Raw genomic sequence first — 14,006 nt, 5'->3', positions numbered from 1 at the left:
TTACTTGGTCAAGCGCAGGTTGGAGATTTTGTCCGCGATCTCACGGAATTTGGCAATCAACGTTGTGGTGTTCGCCGCCGAGAAGAAATAGGTGGGGCTCGTCGCGCAGTTTTCCAGGCGAGTTTGCGTGGTCGTGTTAACGCCATCGCCGTAGGAGATAACCCAGAGCGTGATGTTTTTATTTTTAATGGCAGTACATAGCGCGTTGGAACGAGCATTGTTGTTGTCTTCCAGCTTAGTTTCATAAGACCCGTTACTAAGGCCAATTGGGTTGATCTGGCGACGATCCCACCATTCCAGACCATAGCTCGCATAATTATTCCAGGTATTGGCTGTGTCGCCGTCGGTCATGAAAATCATGTGCCGTTGGATCTGAGCGCCGCCGGCCGTCATTGCGTTTTCGCTTGCAAAGATGCCGGTGGGCGACATCAAACGTGCACCCCATAGCAGGCCGATATCGTGGTAGGTATTACCGTTCGGCGCGATCGTGTTGACGTAAGCTCTGAAATTACTGGCGGTTAGGTTTCCGTTCTGGCCAGAATAACTGGTCAGTTTGCGGGAGGCAGTGACGCAATTGTTGCTGCTAAGATTTCGATCAGTCGCATTTCCGCCATCCACTTCGTTCGTGGTATTGCTGCCGCTCCAGCCACTGTCGGACTGCGTGGTTTTCCGACCCCATACGGCGCTGTGCAGAGCGGGCCGCCATTGCGTGGCGGCATTCCCGGGCGTTGGCGGAGTGTCGATGTCCATATCAAATGCGGCGGCCGGAGACAAAGGGTAGCCGGTCCAATCGTCAGAGGGATCGCCGTCCGTATTCTTGAAGGTTTGCCTTTCCTCGATACAGCCGTTCCATGTAACGCTGGTATCAGCGACCGTGGTCAAGGTAGTATCCGCATTTGAGCCCGACAGCTTGACCGTTGCACCTGTGCCCTGCCCAATAGGAAGTAATACGGAGCCCGCCCATGTCGAACCTCCCGCCTTGAGTGATGCAAGCGGAAAGCTTACGGGCTTATATCTCCATGTTACCTGTTCTTGCTGCGCCCAGATTATGGGCTTGTTCGTGACCGTCGTGCGCGTCAGCGTGTAGTTATAGGTGCCGCTTTGCAGATTGCAGCTCCCGCTATTGCCTTTCCCGTTGGTCCAAAAATAGCGATATGCTGTCGCAACATGATTGTCTTTCTGGTCATAGGTTAGAGCTTGCGATGCGGCGGGGTGGACAGGTGGACTCTGGGTAGTGCTCTGAAGATATTCCGTCTGAACACTCCCAGCATCGGTATATTCGACGCCGCCGTTAGTTTTATTAAGGTCCGAACAGGACGTGATTGATTTTGGTGCTGAAGGACTACGCGTATAGGATTTGCCATTGATGGTTAACGAATCTGTGCCCGCTAACGACGTCCAGTTCGAATAATTACTAGCCGTGCCCAGTTCCGTAGGCTTCGATGGCCAGTTACCCCAGTTCGCGGAACTTTCGCTACCCAAGGTCCAAGACCAAACAGTCGTTCTTATCGGTTCGCGTGACTGGTAGGTCCAATTGTCAACAAGATAGTCGTTCGGAAGCAGCTTGCCCACATTGACCATATGGTCATAATTCACGAAGCCGAAACGGAGTTGAACCTGAGACGATAGCCCGCCCGTCGGATTGGCGGTGGTTCCGCAGTTTGCAGGAGTTACATCAGTAATATCTTGCCGGGCTAACGCTTCATAGAAGCACTTGATGGCTCTCCTCAAGCCGGCAATCTTGGTCAGGCCCGTGGCATCGTCCGGAATGACTTGATTCATGGATCCGGAATTATCCAGCACAAACATAACGTCCGTATTGGGAATCAGCATTAGACCGTCGCATGTGACGGTAAGCGTTTTTTCCGGGCTGCCGAATAAGCGCATGAGTGTCATGGGCACGGGAACCGACGCGTTGCCTGTCACAGTGCCATCGACTTCGCTAAAGGTGCGCGTAATTGCTCCAGATCCGAAGCTGCCGGCCGGAAAGTTCAGATCAAATGTCTGGGTGGCTATTTGGTTCGCGCGCCCGCTATTATCCGTCCACCGTCCGGTGCCCATTACCCTTCGCCCTGCCAGCGCGCCTGCGTCGCATGCGGACTGGAGGCGGGTTTTGACGGCGTAAAGGCGGCCCATATCCACGGCACCACCCAACAGGCCGATCAGAGGAAAAATCGCCGCAGCGGACATGGCGATTACGTTCCCCCGCACATCCTTGCGCAGGCGTCCCAAGAAGCCGATTGTGTTGCCCGCCCAATTGCTCATATCTGCTCTGTCCACCCGTCCCGGACCCCACCGGGCTTGATTCCAATATGCGCCATGCGCCAGCGCTGGTTAGGATCGATACAAACAACATGGTTAACGACCCGCTAAGCCTCGCCCCGATGCCGCGGCTGCTTGCAAGCTATGCTGGGCGAGAAGCGCCCCGGCACCAGCTGTTGTGGGCTTATGATGCTCGACTGGCGGATGTGGTGCGGACTACGCGGGAGCCTATGGTGGGGCAGATGCGGCTGACCTGGTGGCATGAGGTGCTGAGCGATGACGCGCAGGTCAAAGGGCTGGGCGATCCGCTGGTGGATGCGTTGCGGGCGGAGCCGGGGATCATGGCGGCGCGGGACGGGCTGCTTGCGATGATCGATGGCTGGGAGATATTGCTGGACCCGCTGCCGCTGGACGAGGCGGCTTTACGCAGCTTTGCCGAAGGGCGGGGCAGGGGGCTGTTTCGGGCCTTGGATGCCGTGGCCGATACGAAAGCGGGCGCGCTTTGGGCTTTGTGGGATTTGTCGGGGCATATCGGGGATCGGACGACGGCGCAGCGCGCGGTCGAGGTTGCGCGGGAATATCTGCCGGCGAAGATCAAGGGGAACAAGGCGCTGCGGCTGGCGGCGGGGCTGGCGCGGCACGATATCGTGCGGGGCCGGGCCGGGCCATCCGAACTGACGCCGCGGCTATATGCACGGTTGCTGCGAATCGCGGTCTTTGGGCGCTGAGCGCTTGGCTTTCGGAAGGTGCGGCTCTATCGGTGATCGTCAAAGGGGCGATAAGCGATGGGGCGTTATCTTGCAGGGATTGCGGCGGGGCTGTTGCTTACGGCTGCAGCTTTGTTCTGGTGGCAGAGCCGGAGTCAGGCGGCGGCCGACGAGACGCCAAAGCCCATGCCGGTGGCGGCAGAGGTCGATGATAGCCTGCCCGAAGGCGATGACAACGCGTTTGGCGCTGCACCACCAATGCCAGCCAGCGCATCGCCGGTGAGCCGCGAACAGCGCCGGTTCGCGCGTTATGATCGCAATCGAGATGGCATCATCACGCGCGCCGAGATGCTGTCGAGCCGGACCAAGGCGTTCAAGGCGCTTGATGCCGATCATGACAATCTGTTGTCTTTCGAGGAATGGGCGGTGGCGACGAGCGAGCGCTATGCCGCCGCCGACGCCAATAAGGACGGGAAAGTGACGCCACCCGAGTTCGCGGCCACGGGCCCTAAGGTGAAGCCGAAGCCTGCTTGCCGCTGTTAGGCGGGTTGCAGAGCGGGAATGTCCGACTTCCATTCAGCCAAGGCAGCGCGGGCGCGGTCGGTCATCGCTTCCTTGCGCTGTTTCTTCTTCGTGTCGTTCATCGGCGGGAAGAGACCGAAGTTGACGTTCATCGGCTGATAGCTCTCCGCGTCTGCGCCGCCGGTGATGTGGCTCAACAAGGCGCCCAATGCCGTTTCGGCCGGCGGGGTCGGCATCGTACGGCCCGTGAGATCGGCAATCGCGAACAGGCCCGCCAGCAATCCCACTGCGCTGCTTTCCACATAGCCTTCGCAGCCGGTGATCTGTCCGGCGAAGCGGATATGGGGGGCGGCCTTCAGGCGCAGTTGCGGGTCGAGCAGCTTCGGACTCTGGATGAAGGTGTTGCGGTGGAGGCCGCCCAGCCGCGCAAATTCGGCTTTCGCCAGGCCGGGAATGGTGCGGAGCAATTCGACTTGCGCGCCGTGCTTCATCTTGGTCTGGAAGCCGACCATGTTCCACAGCGTGCCGAGTGCATTGTCCTGCCTTAGCTGAACGACGGCATAGGGCCAGCGGCCGGTGCGCGGGTCGTCGAGGCCCTTTCCCTTCATAGGCCCGTAGCGCAGGGTCTCAGGGCCGCGCTCCGCCATGACTTCGATCGGCATGCAGCCTTCGAAATAGGGCGTGTCCTTTTCCCATTGTTTGAAGTCAGTCTTTTCGGCGTCGATCAGACCCTGGACGAAGGTGAGATACTGATCCTTGTCCATCGGGCAGTTGATATAATCGCGGCCGTCCCATTCGGGATTGTCGGGGCTGAGCGTGCCCTTGTCCCAGCGGCTGGCCATCCAGCAAATGTCCATGTCGATGCTGTCGCGATAGACGATCGGCGCGATGGCGTCGAAGAAGGCCAGCGACTCCATGCCCGTCGCCGCGCCGATGCTCTGGGCCAGCGTCATCGCGGTGAGGGGGCCAGTGGCAATGATGGTCGCGCCTTCTTGCGGAAGCGTGTCGATGCGTTCGCGGACGACTTCGACGTTCGGATGTTCGAGCAGGGCGCGGGTGACGCCTTCGGAAAAGACATCGCGGTCGACGGCGAGGGCCGAGCCTGCGGGAACTTTCGTCTTGTCGGCCTCGCGCATGATGAGCGAGCCGAGCGCGCGCATTTCCTGATGGAGCAGTCCTACGGCGTTCTTGTCGGCGTCGTCGGAGCGGAAGCTGTTCGAGCACACCATTTCGGCGAGCGCGTCGGTCTGATGCGCGGGCGTGGTGTCGCCGCTGCCGCGCATTTCGGAGAGGCGGACCTTGATTCCGGCTTGCGCCAGCTGCCAGGCGGCTTCCGATCCGGCGAGACCGCCGCCGATGATGTGAACCTGATGTGTCATGCCGCCGACATAGAAGCATGGAGCGGAATCGCAAGCCGCGGTGCCTAAGGGGCGAAGCGGATCGTGAAGTTGACGCTTAAACGCGTGTTTTGCAGCGATCCGATGCGTGATCGAGAGGCTTTAAAAACCTGCTGGAAACTGATGCTTGCCCTCGGCATCGGTGCGTAGGACGACATGCTTGGTGACAGCGCCTAGGGGAAGCGAGCCGTAGAGATGCGGAAATTGCTGGCCGCCCCGCGACTCCTCCCACTTCACAAGCTCGCCGAGCGGCACGAGATCGATCATGGCCAGCACGAGGTGATCCTGTCCGGCAAAATGCTTCGCCGCCGTCTCCGCCGCTTGTTCCTGTGTCGACAAGTGGATGTAGCCGTCCTCAAGGTCCGCAGGCGATCCTGCGAAATGGCCGTCGTTCCGCAACTGGGCAAATTCGTCGGTCGTCAGAATCTTGTAGGCGAACATGTCGGGCATGAAGCTGTCCTATTTACGGAAGACGCCGTGCAGTTCGACGGGCAGCGGTGGCTCGTCGCGATTGGCGACTTCGCGGATCGCATCGCTCTGCTCATCGGGATCGAAGCGAGTCCAGCCCGTCCGGCCCAGCTTTTCGAGCGGGCGATAGCGGACCTTATACTGCATCCGTTGCGACCCGGCGACCCAGTAACCCAGATAGACGTAGGGCAGCCCCGCGCGGCGCGCACGCAGGATGTGGTCCATGATGATGAAGTTGCCGAGGCCGGGACGCGTTTCCAGCGATGGGTCGAAGAAGCTGTAGATCATCGACAGGCCGTCCGCTTGCCGATCCGTCAGGCAGGCGCCGACAAGACGTCCGGGGCGGCCATCAAGACTAGGTTCGCGATATTCGATCACATGGCTGTCGACGGGTGTCTGCTCGACCATGTCGGCATAGTCCATTTCGTCCATCTCGGTCATGCCGCCGCCGGGGTGCCGCGACTGGAGATAGTGCTGGAGCAGCGCATATTGCTCTTCGGTCGACCACGGCTTGCAGGCGGTGACGACCAGATCCTCGTTACGGCGCAGCAGCTTACGTTGCGTGGCGTTGGGCCTAAATTCGTCGGAGACAACCCGAACCGACACGCAGGCGGAGCAATCCGCGCAGCTTGGGCGATACGCTACGTTCTGGCTGCGGCGGAAGCCGATCCGGCCAAGCGCGTCGTTCAATTCGCCCGCATGTTCGCCGGACAGTTCGGTAAACACTTTCCGCTCGCTCTTACCCGGCAGATAGGGGCAAGGACTTGGATTGGTGACGAAAAAGCGGGGAAAGCGGAAAGGTGCGCTCACTGCAATCTCGTCCTGTCGTTAGCGCGCCGGAGGGCGGGGTTGAATCGTTAACATCTTATGGCGTGCGTGGGCGCGGATTAAAAGCTTCTTTACCATGAATGCACGTAAAGTTGGGTCTAGGCCGATGCTGTTGCGCGCGGTCCTCAAACCGGCTTCCAATGCCAAAGATCGCGCTGACGCCCCCAACGAAGCATAGTTTCGCGGTCGATCTCCAATGACCACTGCCAGTGGGTATCCTCTTCGATCAGGAAGTGCACAATCGCGTCGATCGTCTCGTGATTTTCGGCGATCAACTCGCGTGCATCGTCTGAGCCGCCGAACGTATCGCGAAGCAGGGAAAGCGCATCGCCCCTGATGAGGAGAGGCAAGGCGCGCCCCTGGGTTTCGAACGTCGTGTAAGCGTCGGCATACTCCATTGCGTGCCCGATATGGGCATCGTGCCCGCAATGACAGCGCGAAATGTTAATGAACTCGTCGAAAAGACCTTTTCTGGCGATAATTTGCAACGCGTCTTAGGCGTGTGACCTCATAAGCTATTGAAAAGCACAGGCGGCACGCCCGATTAGCTTTTTAGCACCGGCATCTCGTCTTATAGCGCGGTGCACGGTGCAGGTTCGGCACCCGCACGGTCTCATAGCTTACCGTTTCGGTATAGGTCGGCGCCGAGGGTTGGATAGTGATCGTCGTTACGGTGGGGGCGGGGTAATAATAGCCGCCCGAGAAGTAGCCACTCTCGCCCCTTCCGCCGGCCCAATGGGGAGGCGCATAGCCGCCTTCGACGTCGCCCTCGAATCGGCCGGTATATTCGCCGCTGTAAGTGCTGCCGTCTTCGCGCGTCCAGGTGCCGGTCCAGTGGCCGTCGTAGGCTGTGTCGTAGGTGACGCCGCGATCATGGTGCGGGCCGCCATGATGCGGCGGGAGTGGGCCACGGTCGGGACCGCGATCGCGCTCATGATCCCAGTCGCCACTCCAGTCGCCATTATCGGCCCAATGTTGCTCTTGCCGACGAGGGCGATCCTCGTTCTTGTCGATGGCCGCGCCTGCTATAGCGCCCGCCGCCGCACCGACGACCGTGCCGACCGTGCGGTTGCCGCGACCGGCGATGACATTGCCTGCGATGCCCCCTGCGACAGCGCCGATGGCTGCGCCGCCCAGGCCGTGGTCGCGGCGTTCGGCATAGCGAGGCTGATCGTCATCATAGCCGCCGTCAAAATCTTCCCAATGGATGCCGTCACGACTTTCAACGACGCGGCCAAAGGCGTCGGTCATCACCGCATCGTCATAGTAGCGCGACCAGCCATAGCCGGGGCGCGGGGCGGGCAGGCCATAGGCCGCATAGTTGCCGATGAAGAAGCTGGGCTGAATCCAATAGCGCGGGAGCGTGAAGCCGGGGACGGGGCGACGATAGGCGACATAGCCGCCCGGCGCGTTGACGCCGCCATGCCAGCGCCCCTGAACGCGCTGACCCCAACGCGGTGCGGTGCGGACCACGGTCTTGCCGGGCGCTGCTGTGGCCCTGGCTGGGGCTGGCTGGGCAAGCGCCGGAACGGCAGTGCCGAGAACCAGGATGGCTAGGCCGGGGATCAAAAGGGTCCGCATCGTTAACACTCCCTGTGTCGTCTGGCCGACAGGCAGCGCGGATCGCACTGCGGCAATGGCCCCAAGTTAACGAAGGATTTAGCATCGCCACCCGCCGATTTCCAAGGATTCCGGCAGATGAGACTGTGCCGAAACGGAGCAACGGCACCACCAAAATCAGTTACTTGGCGGCAATGGCGAAGGGAAAGATAGTTAACCTGTCAGACTATCCGCCCAGCGATCAGCGCGACCAGTTGTTCCAGCCCCGCAACATCGTCCGAGTCGAAGCGTGCGGGCAAGGGGCTGTCGAGATCGAGCACGGCGATGACCTGCCCAGCATGGATTACCGGCACCACCACTTCGGATTGTGAGGCGGCATCGCAGGCGATGTGGCCGGGGAAGGCGTGCACATCTTCGACGCACTGCGTCTCGCGCGTGGCGGCGGCGGTGCCGCATACGCCCTTGCCGAGCGGGATGCGGATGCAGGCGGCTTTGCCCTGAAACGGGCCGAGGACGAGTTCGCCAGATACCATGCGGTAAAAGCCCGCCCAATTGAGGTCGGGCAGATATTGCCAGAGCAGTGCCGAGAGGTTCGCCATGTTGGCGATGGCGTCAGGCTCGTCGCGGGTCAGCGCATCGGCGGCGGCGTTGAGGTCCGCGTAGAGTGCGGTTTTGTCGATGGTGTCGGGGGTCTTGAGATCGAACATGATGCAAAGATAGGACGCGGGACGGCCGCCGTCCATGTCCCGCGTCAGTCGAACGACACTTTGCCGCGGCCAGCTTTCACCGCTGAGCGCTTGGTCTTCCCATCTACCCGACGCGTCTGCGATGCCTTCGTAGGTTTCGTCGGACGGCGCTTTTTCGGAACGATGGTCGCTTCCGCTATCAGGCTGATAAGACGCCCGCGAACCTCCTCGCGATTGAGAAGCTGCGAGCGTGATCCTTCGCTCCGCAGGACCAGAACGCCGTCGCGCGTCATGCGCGATCCCGCCAGAGCCGCAAGACGGTTCTTAACGGCATCGGGAAGGTTGGGAGAATTGGAGACATCAAAGCGCAGCAGCACCGCGCTGTCGGTCGTGTTCACATGCTGACCACCCGCGCCACTCGACCGCGTGTAGCTCTCGACTATCTCGTCGCTATCTATCGATATGGAGCGTGTGACGGGGATGGCGACCATGGCGTTCGACCGTCTCGCTCATCCACCATCAGACGCAGGCAGGAGGTCGGGCGTGAAGCCTGCCTCAATGAAGTGCGGCGGCAGGGGAGCCGTGGCTTCGACCGGCGGTTTGTTGGCGCGGGCGATGGATAGGAAGCGGCTGTGCAGCAACATCGCGCCGTCATCGGGTGTGCCGTAGATTGGATCGCCGACGATGCCGAAGCCGATGCCGTGGAGCGCATGCACGCGGATCTGGTGTGTGCGGCCCGTGGTGGGCGCAAAGCTGATGAGGGCGCGGTTGTCCTTATGAGCGAGCATCGTCCAGCGGGTGAGGGCGGGCTTGCCCTTGGCGTCGGGGACCATGCGCCAGCCTTCCTCGGCACTGCTGACTTTCTTTAACGGCAAATCGATTTCGCCGGACTCCTGCGCGGGGACGCCTTCGAGGACGGCGAGATAGGTCTTGGCGACTTGTCCGTTGTCGAACGCCTGCCCGAAGCGCTTATGCGCCTTTGGATTGCGCGCGAGGAGGAGGCAACCGGAGGTGTCGCGGTCGAGGCGATGCACCGCAAGCGGCCAGCGCTGGAAACCGAATTTCAGGGAATCGAGATGATTTTCCAGGCTGAGCGATCCGTCGCGTGGGGGATCGACAGGGAGGCCCGCAGGCTTGTCGAGGATGATCGCTTCGCCATCGATGAAGAGGACGCGGTCGGCAAGCAGGGTCACAACGGGTTCCGATGAGTGCGAGGAAATAGGCGCGGCAGTTGACGCGATTTGGCGTTCCTATAGGCATTTGCCATGGACGGGGGAAGAGCAGCCGCGGAAGCAGGTAAACCGCGCGAGCGGCTGGAGTGGATCGATGCAGCGAAGGGCATTGGGATTGTGGCTGTCGTGGTCGGGCATGTGTGGACGCGCGGTGCGGTGCGGGACGCCGTCTATGCCTTTCACATGCCGCTGTTCTTCCTGATCTCGGGCTATTTGTTCAGGCCGCAGCCGTCGCTGAATTTCGCGCGGAAGCAGATCGAGACGCAGGGGCAGTCCTATGTGCTGTGGCTGGCGCTCGCGGTGGGTTTCGACGTCTGGTTCGAGAGACTGCGCGGCGTGCGGCCGGTGTTTCATGACTGGCCGGGAGACCTTTGGCGGGTTGCTTTCGGGGGATCGGACCTGCGCGGGCCGTTTACGGTGTTCTGGTTCGTGCCGTGCCTGATCATCGCGCGGATAGTGTGCAATGTGGTGGGGATGCGATTTCCGAAGCGGCTTGGATGGCCATGGCTAGTGATCGCGGGACTGAGTCTGATCCTCGCTTATGCGCTTGGCAGGGCGACTGACGTTTCGCCGCTGGGATTGTTGACAGTGCCGATGGCGCTGGTGCTGCTCTGGGTCGGATGGGTGTGGGCGGACGTGACTTGGCGACCGGTTCTGTGGGTGCCGCTAGCGGCGCTGGCGGCCGCCGCGCTGGTCTCCGGGTCTGCGATCAACATGAAGGCTGGGGATTATGGCTGGCCGCTCTTTTCCATGACCGGAGCCGTAGCGATATCGTTCCTGATCTTTCGGGTAGCGCGCTTTCCGATCGTGAACATCGCGCCCTTGCGGCGGCTTGGTGCGGCGTCATTGACGGTGATGTATATGCATGTACCGATCGTGCATTACCTGTCGGGGCACCTGCCAAAGCCTGCGCTGCTGGCTCTGGCGGTCCTGCTTCCGTTCGCCGTGCACTATCTGTTGAAGGCGAACAGGGTGACGGCGCGGCTGTTGCTGGGTGTAGCGAACAGCCGCGCGTCAGAGCGTCAGCCGTGGAGCTTGATCGCCACTTCGGCGACGCGACGGCCCTGATAGCGTGCGCCTTCCAGGTCGATGGCCGTCGGCTGACGACTGCCGTCGCCGCCTGCTACTGTCGTGGCACCATAGGGCGCGCCGCCGACGATCTCGTCATTGGTCATCTGCCCTGCGTGGCCATAGTCCAGGCCGACGACCGTCATGCCAAAGTGCAGCAGGTTGGTGATGATCGAAAATAGCGTGGTTTCCTGACCGCCATGTTGCGTGGCGCTCGACGTGAATGCGCCGCCGACCTTGCCGTTCAGCGCGCCACGCGCCCACAGGCCGCCGCCTTGATCCAGGAACGCCGCCATCTGGCTGGACATGCGGCCGAAGCGCGTGCCGGTGCCGACGATGATCGCATCGTAATCCGCCAGTTCGTTGACTGTGGCGATAGGCGCGGCCTGATCGATCTTGAAGTGGTTGGCGGTCGCTACGGCTTCGGGAACCGTCTCCGGCACGCGCTTGATGTCCACAGTTGCGCCGGCGGAACGCGCGCCTTCGGCTACGGCGTTCGCCATCGTCTCGATATGGCCGTAGGTCGAATAATAGAGGACGAGCACTTTTGCCATGAAAGTTCCTTTCAGTTGTGGAGGGTGAAGTGGACGGAAAAGTTGCCGTCCGCGCCCCAAAAGGGAGGGGGAGGGGCAGGGCGCGGACGGCGGAGGGCAGGTCTTACTGGCTATCGACCAGCACGATTTCACTGTCCTCCAAGGCCTTTATGGCGATGGTTCCGCCGCCGCGAATGGCTGCGCCGTCGCGGGCTTCGAAAACCTCGCCATTGACTTCGATGCGGCCGGTCGCGGGGACCATGTAGGCGTAGCGACCGTCCGCCATATCGTAGGTCAGGGTTTCGCCTGCCTGGATCGTAGCGCCCAGCAGCCGGGCATCTGCACGGATGCGCAGGGCGTCGGCGTCACTGTCATAGCCGCTTGCGAGCACCGCGAACTTGCCGGAGCGATTGCCTTGCGGGAACGGTTTCGCACCCCAGCTTGGCGCACCACCAGCTTCGCGGGGCAGCACCCAGATCTGGAAGAGTGTGGTCGTCTCATTCTCCAGATTATATTCGGCGTGGCGCACACCGGTTCCGGCGCTCATCACCTGAACATCGCCAGCGCCAGTGCGGCCTTCATTGCCCATGCTGTCCTTGTGCGTGATCGCGCCCTTACGGACATAGGTGATGATTTCCATGTCGCGATGCGGGTGCGGCGGGAAGCCGCTGTTCGCGCCGATCTCATCGTCATTCCAGACGCGGATGTTGCCCCAGCCCATGCGGGCAGGATCATGATAATCGGCAAACGAGAAATGATGGCGTGCATTGAGCCAGCCATGGTTGGCATGGCCCAGCGATGCGAAGGGGCGGCGCTCGACTTGGGCGAGGCGGGTGTCATTCAGGGTGGCAGTGTCGATCATTGCAACTTCCTTTCCGGCGTCGCCTTGGCTTCGCCTTTCGAACTTGATTTCCTCCGATATAGCCGCCACGATCGTTTCAGAAATAGGCAGGTATGAAACGGATTGTTTCCCGATGAGGCTTCCAGACTTTGAAGCATGGGCCATGTTCGCCGCCGTGGTGGAGCATCGCAGCTTTACCGATGCCGCGCGGGCCATGTCGGTTTCCAAAGCCACCGTGTCGAAGGCGATCACGCGGCTGGAGCAGCATCTGGACACCAGCCTGTTCAGCCGGACCAGCCGTCGTCTTGCGCTGACCGAAAGCGGGCGGCGGCTTGCCGATCATGCTGCGCGAATCATGGAGGAAGGGCTGGCGGCCGAAGAAGCGGCGCGGGATGAGATCGCGGAACTTGCGGGCGTTGTCCGGCTCGGCGCGCCGATGAGCTTCGGGTTGAAGCGCGTGGCGCCGATCCTGGCGGAGTTCATGGCGCTGCACCCGGCGATCGTCATCGACCTGCATCTCTCCGACGAACGGATCGACCTGGTGGAAAGCGGGCTTGACGCCACGCTGCGCATTGCCGCGATGCCGGACAGTTCTTTGCGCGCGCGGCGGTTGTGCGATGTGGTGGGCCATTACGTCGCCTCCCCGGGCTATTTCGCCAAGAAGGGCCGCCCCATGCACCCCTCGGACCTCAGCAATCATGATTGCCTGCTCTATACCAACCTTTCCAATCCGGAGATTTGGCGCTTTGCCCGCGCAGGGGGAGAGACGGTCGCGGTTCAGCCACACCCGCGCATGATGTCAAATAGCGGCGATGCTATGCTGGCTCCGCTGCGGGCGGGGATCGGGATCGCTTTTCTCCCGGACTTCATCATTGGCGACGATCTTGCCGCGGGGACGCTCGAGGCGGTTCTGGAGGAGTGGCAAGGCGCCCCGATCGGCCTCCATCTGGTGACGCCGCCATCCCGATTGCGTCCTGCGCGAGTCGAGGCTTGCCTCGATTATTTGGCGAAGGCTTTGGTGCAGTGAGAGTGTTGGAAAATTTTTAACAAATACGTTAAACATTCTAGGGGTTAGCCGAAAATTAACCTTTTACGTTTAGAGAGATTTTGGTTAATGAAATTCCATTGCGGTCGTCCTGATACAGGGGGATGGACCCAAACCTTTAAAAAGGGGCTGCATAATGCGCGTGCTGCTGATCGAAGACGAGCCGACGACCGCAAGGGCGATCGAGCTGATGCTGACTACCGAAGGCTTTAACGTTTATACGACGGACTTGGGCGAGGAAGGTCTCGATCTGGGCAAGCTGTATGATTACGACATCATCTGCCTCGACCTCAACTTGCCCGACATGCATGGCTATGACGTGCTCAAGAAGCTGCGTAGCGCCAAGGTGCAGACGCCCGTCCTGATCCTGTCCGGCATTGCGGAGATGGACAGCAAGGTGCGCAGCTTCGGCTTCGGCGCGGACGATTATGTGACCAAGCCTTTCCATCGCGACGAATTGGTCGCGCGCATTCATGCCGTGGTCCGCCGCTCAAAAGGACATAGCCAGTCGGTCATCCGCACTGGCAAGCTGGCGGTCAATCTGGACGCCAAGACGGTGGAAGTGGACGGTAATCGCGTTCACCTGACCGGCAAGGAATATGCGATGCTGGAGCTGCTCTCGCTCCGCAAGGGCACGACGCTCACCAAGGAAATGTTCCTCAACCACCTTTATGGCGGGATGGACGAGCCGGAACTCAAGATCATCGACGTGTTCATCTGCAAGCTGCGCAAGAAGCTGGCGCTGGCGTGCAGTGGCGACAATTATATCGAAACGGTTTGGGGCCGCGGCTATGTGCTGCGCGATCCCGATGAAGATGCGGAACTGGAAGCGCGCGTCGCCTGATCTTTCAGGTTCG

General features: G+C 61.0%; 16 protein-coding genes. 5 read left to right on the top strand and 11 right to left on the bottom strand.

Translation table 11 applies throughout. The features are described 5' to 3' along the window. Positions 1-2,265, bottom strand: a complete 2,265-nt coding sequence (locus tag C1T17_RS14510) for a TadE/TadG family type IV pilus assembly protein (protein WP_104954055.1) — start codon at positions 2,263-2,265, stop codon at positions 1-3. 119 nt (positions 2,266-2,384) lie between these two features. Here C1T17_RS14510 and C1T17_RS14505 point away from each other — a divergent pair, with 119 nt between their 5' ends. Then, complete coding sequence (locus C1T17_RS14505) at positions 2,385-2,990, top strand: hypothetical protein (RefSeq protein ID WP_223262621.1); 606 nt, start codon at positions 2,385-2,387, stop codon at positions 2,988-2,990. A gap of 57 nt (positions 2,991-3,047) precedes the next feature. Next, positions 3,048-3,512 (top strand): EF-hand domain-containing protein, encoded by a 465-nt coding sequence (locus C1T17_RS14500; RefSeq protein ID WP_104954054.1) that lies wholly within the window; start codon positions 3,048-3,050, stop codon positions 3,510-3,512. Here C1T17_RS14500 and trmFO read toward each other — a convergent pair. The 8 genes from trmFO to C1T17_RS14460 all read right to left on the bottom strand — a co-directional run bounded on the left by trmFO (position 3,509) and on the right by C1T17_RS14460 (position 9,623). Continuing rightward, positions 3,509-4,870 carry a methylenetetrahydrofolate--tRNA-(uracil(54)-C(5))-methyltransferase (FADH(2)-oxidizing) TrmFO gene (gene trmFO / locus C1T17_RS14495; RefSeq protein ID WP_104954053.1) on the bottom strand — a complete coding sequence of 454 codons (1,362 nt, stop codon included), beginning with the start codon at positions 4,868-4,870 and terminating at the stop codon, positions 3,509-3,511. The genes C1T17_RS14500 and trmFO overlap by 4 nt on opposite strands. A gap of 120 nt (positions 4,871-4,990) precedes the next feature. Continuing rightward, positions 4,991-5,338, bottom strand: a complete 348-nt coding sequence (locus C1T17_RS14490) for a DUF952 domain-containing protein (RefSeq protein WP_104954052.1) — start codon at positions 5,336-5,338, stop codon at positions 4,991-4,993. Positions 5,339-5,347: 9 nt separating this feature from the next. Then, complete coding sequence (locus tag C1T17_RS14485; protein WP_104954051.1) at positions 5,348-6,166, bottom strand: arginyltransferase; 819 nt, start codon at positions 6,164-6,166, stop codon at positions 5,348-5,350. Between the two features lie 143 nt (positions 6,167-6,309). Further along, the gene (locus tag C1T17_RS14480) at positions 6,310-6,582 is read right to left on the bottom strand and encodes a hypothetical protein (protein ID WP_104954050.1); all 273 of its coding nucleotides are present in this window, start codon (positions 6,580-6,582) and stop codon (positions 6,310-6,312) included. Between the two features lie 154 nt (positions 6,583-6,736). Next, positions 6,737-7,765 carry an RcnB family protein gene (locus C1T17_RS14475; protein WP_104954049.1) on the bottom strand — a complete coding sequence of 343 codons (1,029 nt, stop codon included), beginning with the start codon at positions 7,763-7,765 and terminating at the stop codon, positions 6,737-6,739. 200 nt (positions 7,766-7,965) lie between these two features. Continuing rightward, positions 7,966-8,451, bottom strand: coding sequence for a GAF domain-containing protein (locus C1T17_RS14470; protein ID WP_104955250.1), 486 nt, complete (start codon positions 8,449-8,451; stop codon positions 7,966-7,968). A 44-nt stretch (positions 8,452-8,495) separates the two neighbouring features. Continuing rightward, the gene (arfB, locus tag C1T17_RS14465; protein WP_104954048.1) at positions 8,496-8,921 is read right to left on the bottom strand and encodes an alternative ribosome rescue aminoacyl-tRNA hydrolase ArfB; all 426 of its coding nucleotides are present in this window, start codon (positions 8,919-8,921) and stop codon (positions 8,496-8,498) included. An 18-nt stretch (positions 8,922-8,939) separates the two neighbouring features. After that, positions 8,940-9,623, bottom strand: coding sequence for an RluA family pseudouridine synthase (locus C1T17_RS14460; RefSeq protein ID WP_104954047.1), 684 nt, complete (start codon positions 9,621-9,623; stop codon positions 8,940-8,942). 72 nt (positions 9,624-9,695) lie between these two features. On the opposite strand from C1T17_RS14460, the gene C1T17_RS14455 reads away from it, so the two are divergent. Further along, a complete protein-coding gene (locus C1T17_RS14455) occupies positions 9,696-10,730 on the top strand; it encodes an acyltransferase family protein (protein WP_104954046.1) in 1,035 nt (344 codons plus the stop codon). Here C1T17_RS14455 and wrbA read toward each other — a convergent pair. Then, positions 10,685-11,284: an NAD(P)H:quinone oxidoreductase gene (gene wrbA / locus C1T17_RS14450; protein ID WP_104954045.1), complete on the bottom strand. Its 600-nt coding sequence runs from the start codon at positions 11,282-11,284 to the stop codon at positions 10,685-10,687. The genes C1T17_RS14455 and wrbA overlap by 46 nt on opposite strands. Before the next feature lie 103 nt (positions 11,285-11,387). Continuing rightward, positions 11,388-12,125 (bottom strand): pirin family protein, encoded by a 738-nt coding sequence (locus tag C1T17_RS14445; RefSeq protein ID WP_104954044.1) that lies wholly within the window; start codon positions 12,123-12,125, stop codon positions 11,388-11,390. A 112-nt stretch (positions 12,126-12,237) separates the two neighbouring features. Between C1T17_RS14445 and C1T17_RS14440 the strand changes: the two genes are divergently transcribed. Together C1T17_RS14440 and ctrA are read left to right on the top strand one after the other, a co-directional pair. Next, positions 12,238-13,131 carry a LysR family transcriptional regulator gene (locus C1T17_RS14440; protein ID WP_104955249.1) on the top strand — a complete coding sequence of 298 codons (894 nt, stop codon included), beginning with the start codon at positions 12,238-12,240 and terminating at the stop codon, positions 13,129-13,131. A gap of 154 nt (positions 13,132-13,285) precedes the next feature. After that, complete coding sequence (ctrA, locus tag C1T17_RS14435) at positions 13,286-13,993, top strand: response regulator transcription factor CtrA (RefSeq protein ID WP_104954043.1); 708 nt, start codon at positions 13,286-13,288, stop codon at positions 13,991-13,993. The last annotated feature ends 13 nt before the right edge of the window (positions 13,994-14,006 follow it).

The organism is Sphingobium sp. SCG-1 (assembly GCF_002953135.1).
GTDB lineage: Bacteria > Pseudomonadota > Alphaproteobacteria > Sphingomonadales > Sphingomonadaceae > Sphingobium.
The sequence above is the reverse complement of the archived record's forward strand: the minus strand, read 5'-3'. Positions and strand labels throughout refer to the sequence as shown.

Excerpts from the sequence above, each read along its gene's own strand:
- arfB (WP_104954048.1), bottom strand. The coding sequence starts at position 8,921 with ATGGTCGCCATCCCCGTCACACGCTCCATATCGATAGATAGCGACGAG.
- C1T17_RS14490 (WP_104954052.1), bottom strand. The coding sequence starts at position 5,338 with ATGCCCGACATGTTCGCCTACAAGATTCTGACGACCGACGAATTTGCC.
- C1T17_RS14480 (WP_104954050.1), bottom strand. The coding sequence starts at position 6,582 with ATGGAGTATGCCGACGCTTACACGACGTTCGAAACCCAGGGGCGCGCC.
- C1T17_RS14505 (WP_223262621.1), top strand. The coding sequence starts at position 2,385 with ATGCCGCGGCTGCTTGCAAGCTATGCTGGGCGAGAAGCGCCCCGGCAC.
- C1T17_RS14475 (WP_104954049.1), bottom strand. The coding sequence starts at position 7,765 with ATGCGGACCCTTTTGATCCCCGGCCTAGCCATCCTGGTTCTCGGCACT.
- wrbA (WP_104954045.1), bottom strand. The coding sequence starts at position 11,284 with ATGGCAAAAGTGCTCGTCCTCTATTATTCGACCTACGGCCATATCGAG.
- C1T17_RS14455 (WP_104954046.1), top strand. The coding sequence starts at position 9,696 with ATGGACGGGGGAAGAGCAGCCGCGGAAGCAGGTAAACCGCGCGAGCGG.
- trmFO (WP_104954053.1), bottom strand. The coding sequence starts at position 4,870 with ATGACACATCAGGTTCACATCATCGGCGGCGGTCTCGCCGGATCGGAA.
- ctrA (WP_104954043.1), top strand. The coding sequence starts at position 13,286 with ATGCGCGTGCTGCTGATCGAAGACGAGCCGACGACCGCAAGGGCGATC.
- C1T17_RS14510 (WP_104954055.1), bottom strand. The coding sequence starts at position 2,265 with ATGAGCAATTGGGCGGGCAACACAATCGGCTTCTTGGGACGCCTGCGC.
- C1T17_RS14440 (WP_104955249.1), top strand. The coding sequence starts at position 12,238 with ATGAGGCTTCCAGACTTTGAAGCATGGGCCATGTTCGCCGCCGTGGTG.
- C1T17_RS14500 (WP_104954054.1), top strand. The coding sequence starts at position 3,048 with ATGGGGCGTTATCTTGCAGGGATTGCGGCGGGGCTGTTGCTTACGGCT.
- C1T17_RS14470 (WP_104955250.1), bottom strand. The coding sequence starts at position 8,451 with ATGTTCGATCTCAAGACCCCCGACACCATCGACAAAACCGCACTCTAC.
- C1T17_RS14445 (WP_104954044.1), bottom strand. The coding sequence starts at position 12,125 with ATGATCGACACTGCCACCCTGAATGACACCCGCCTCGCCCAAGTCGAG.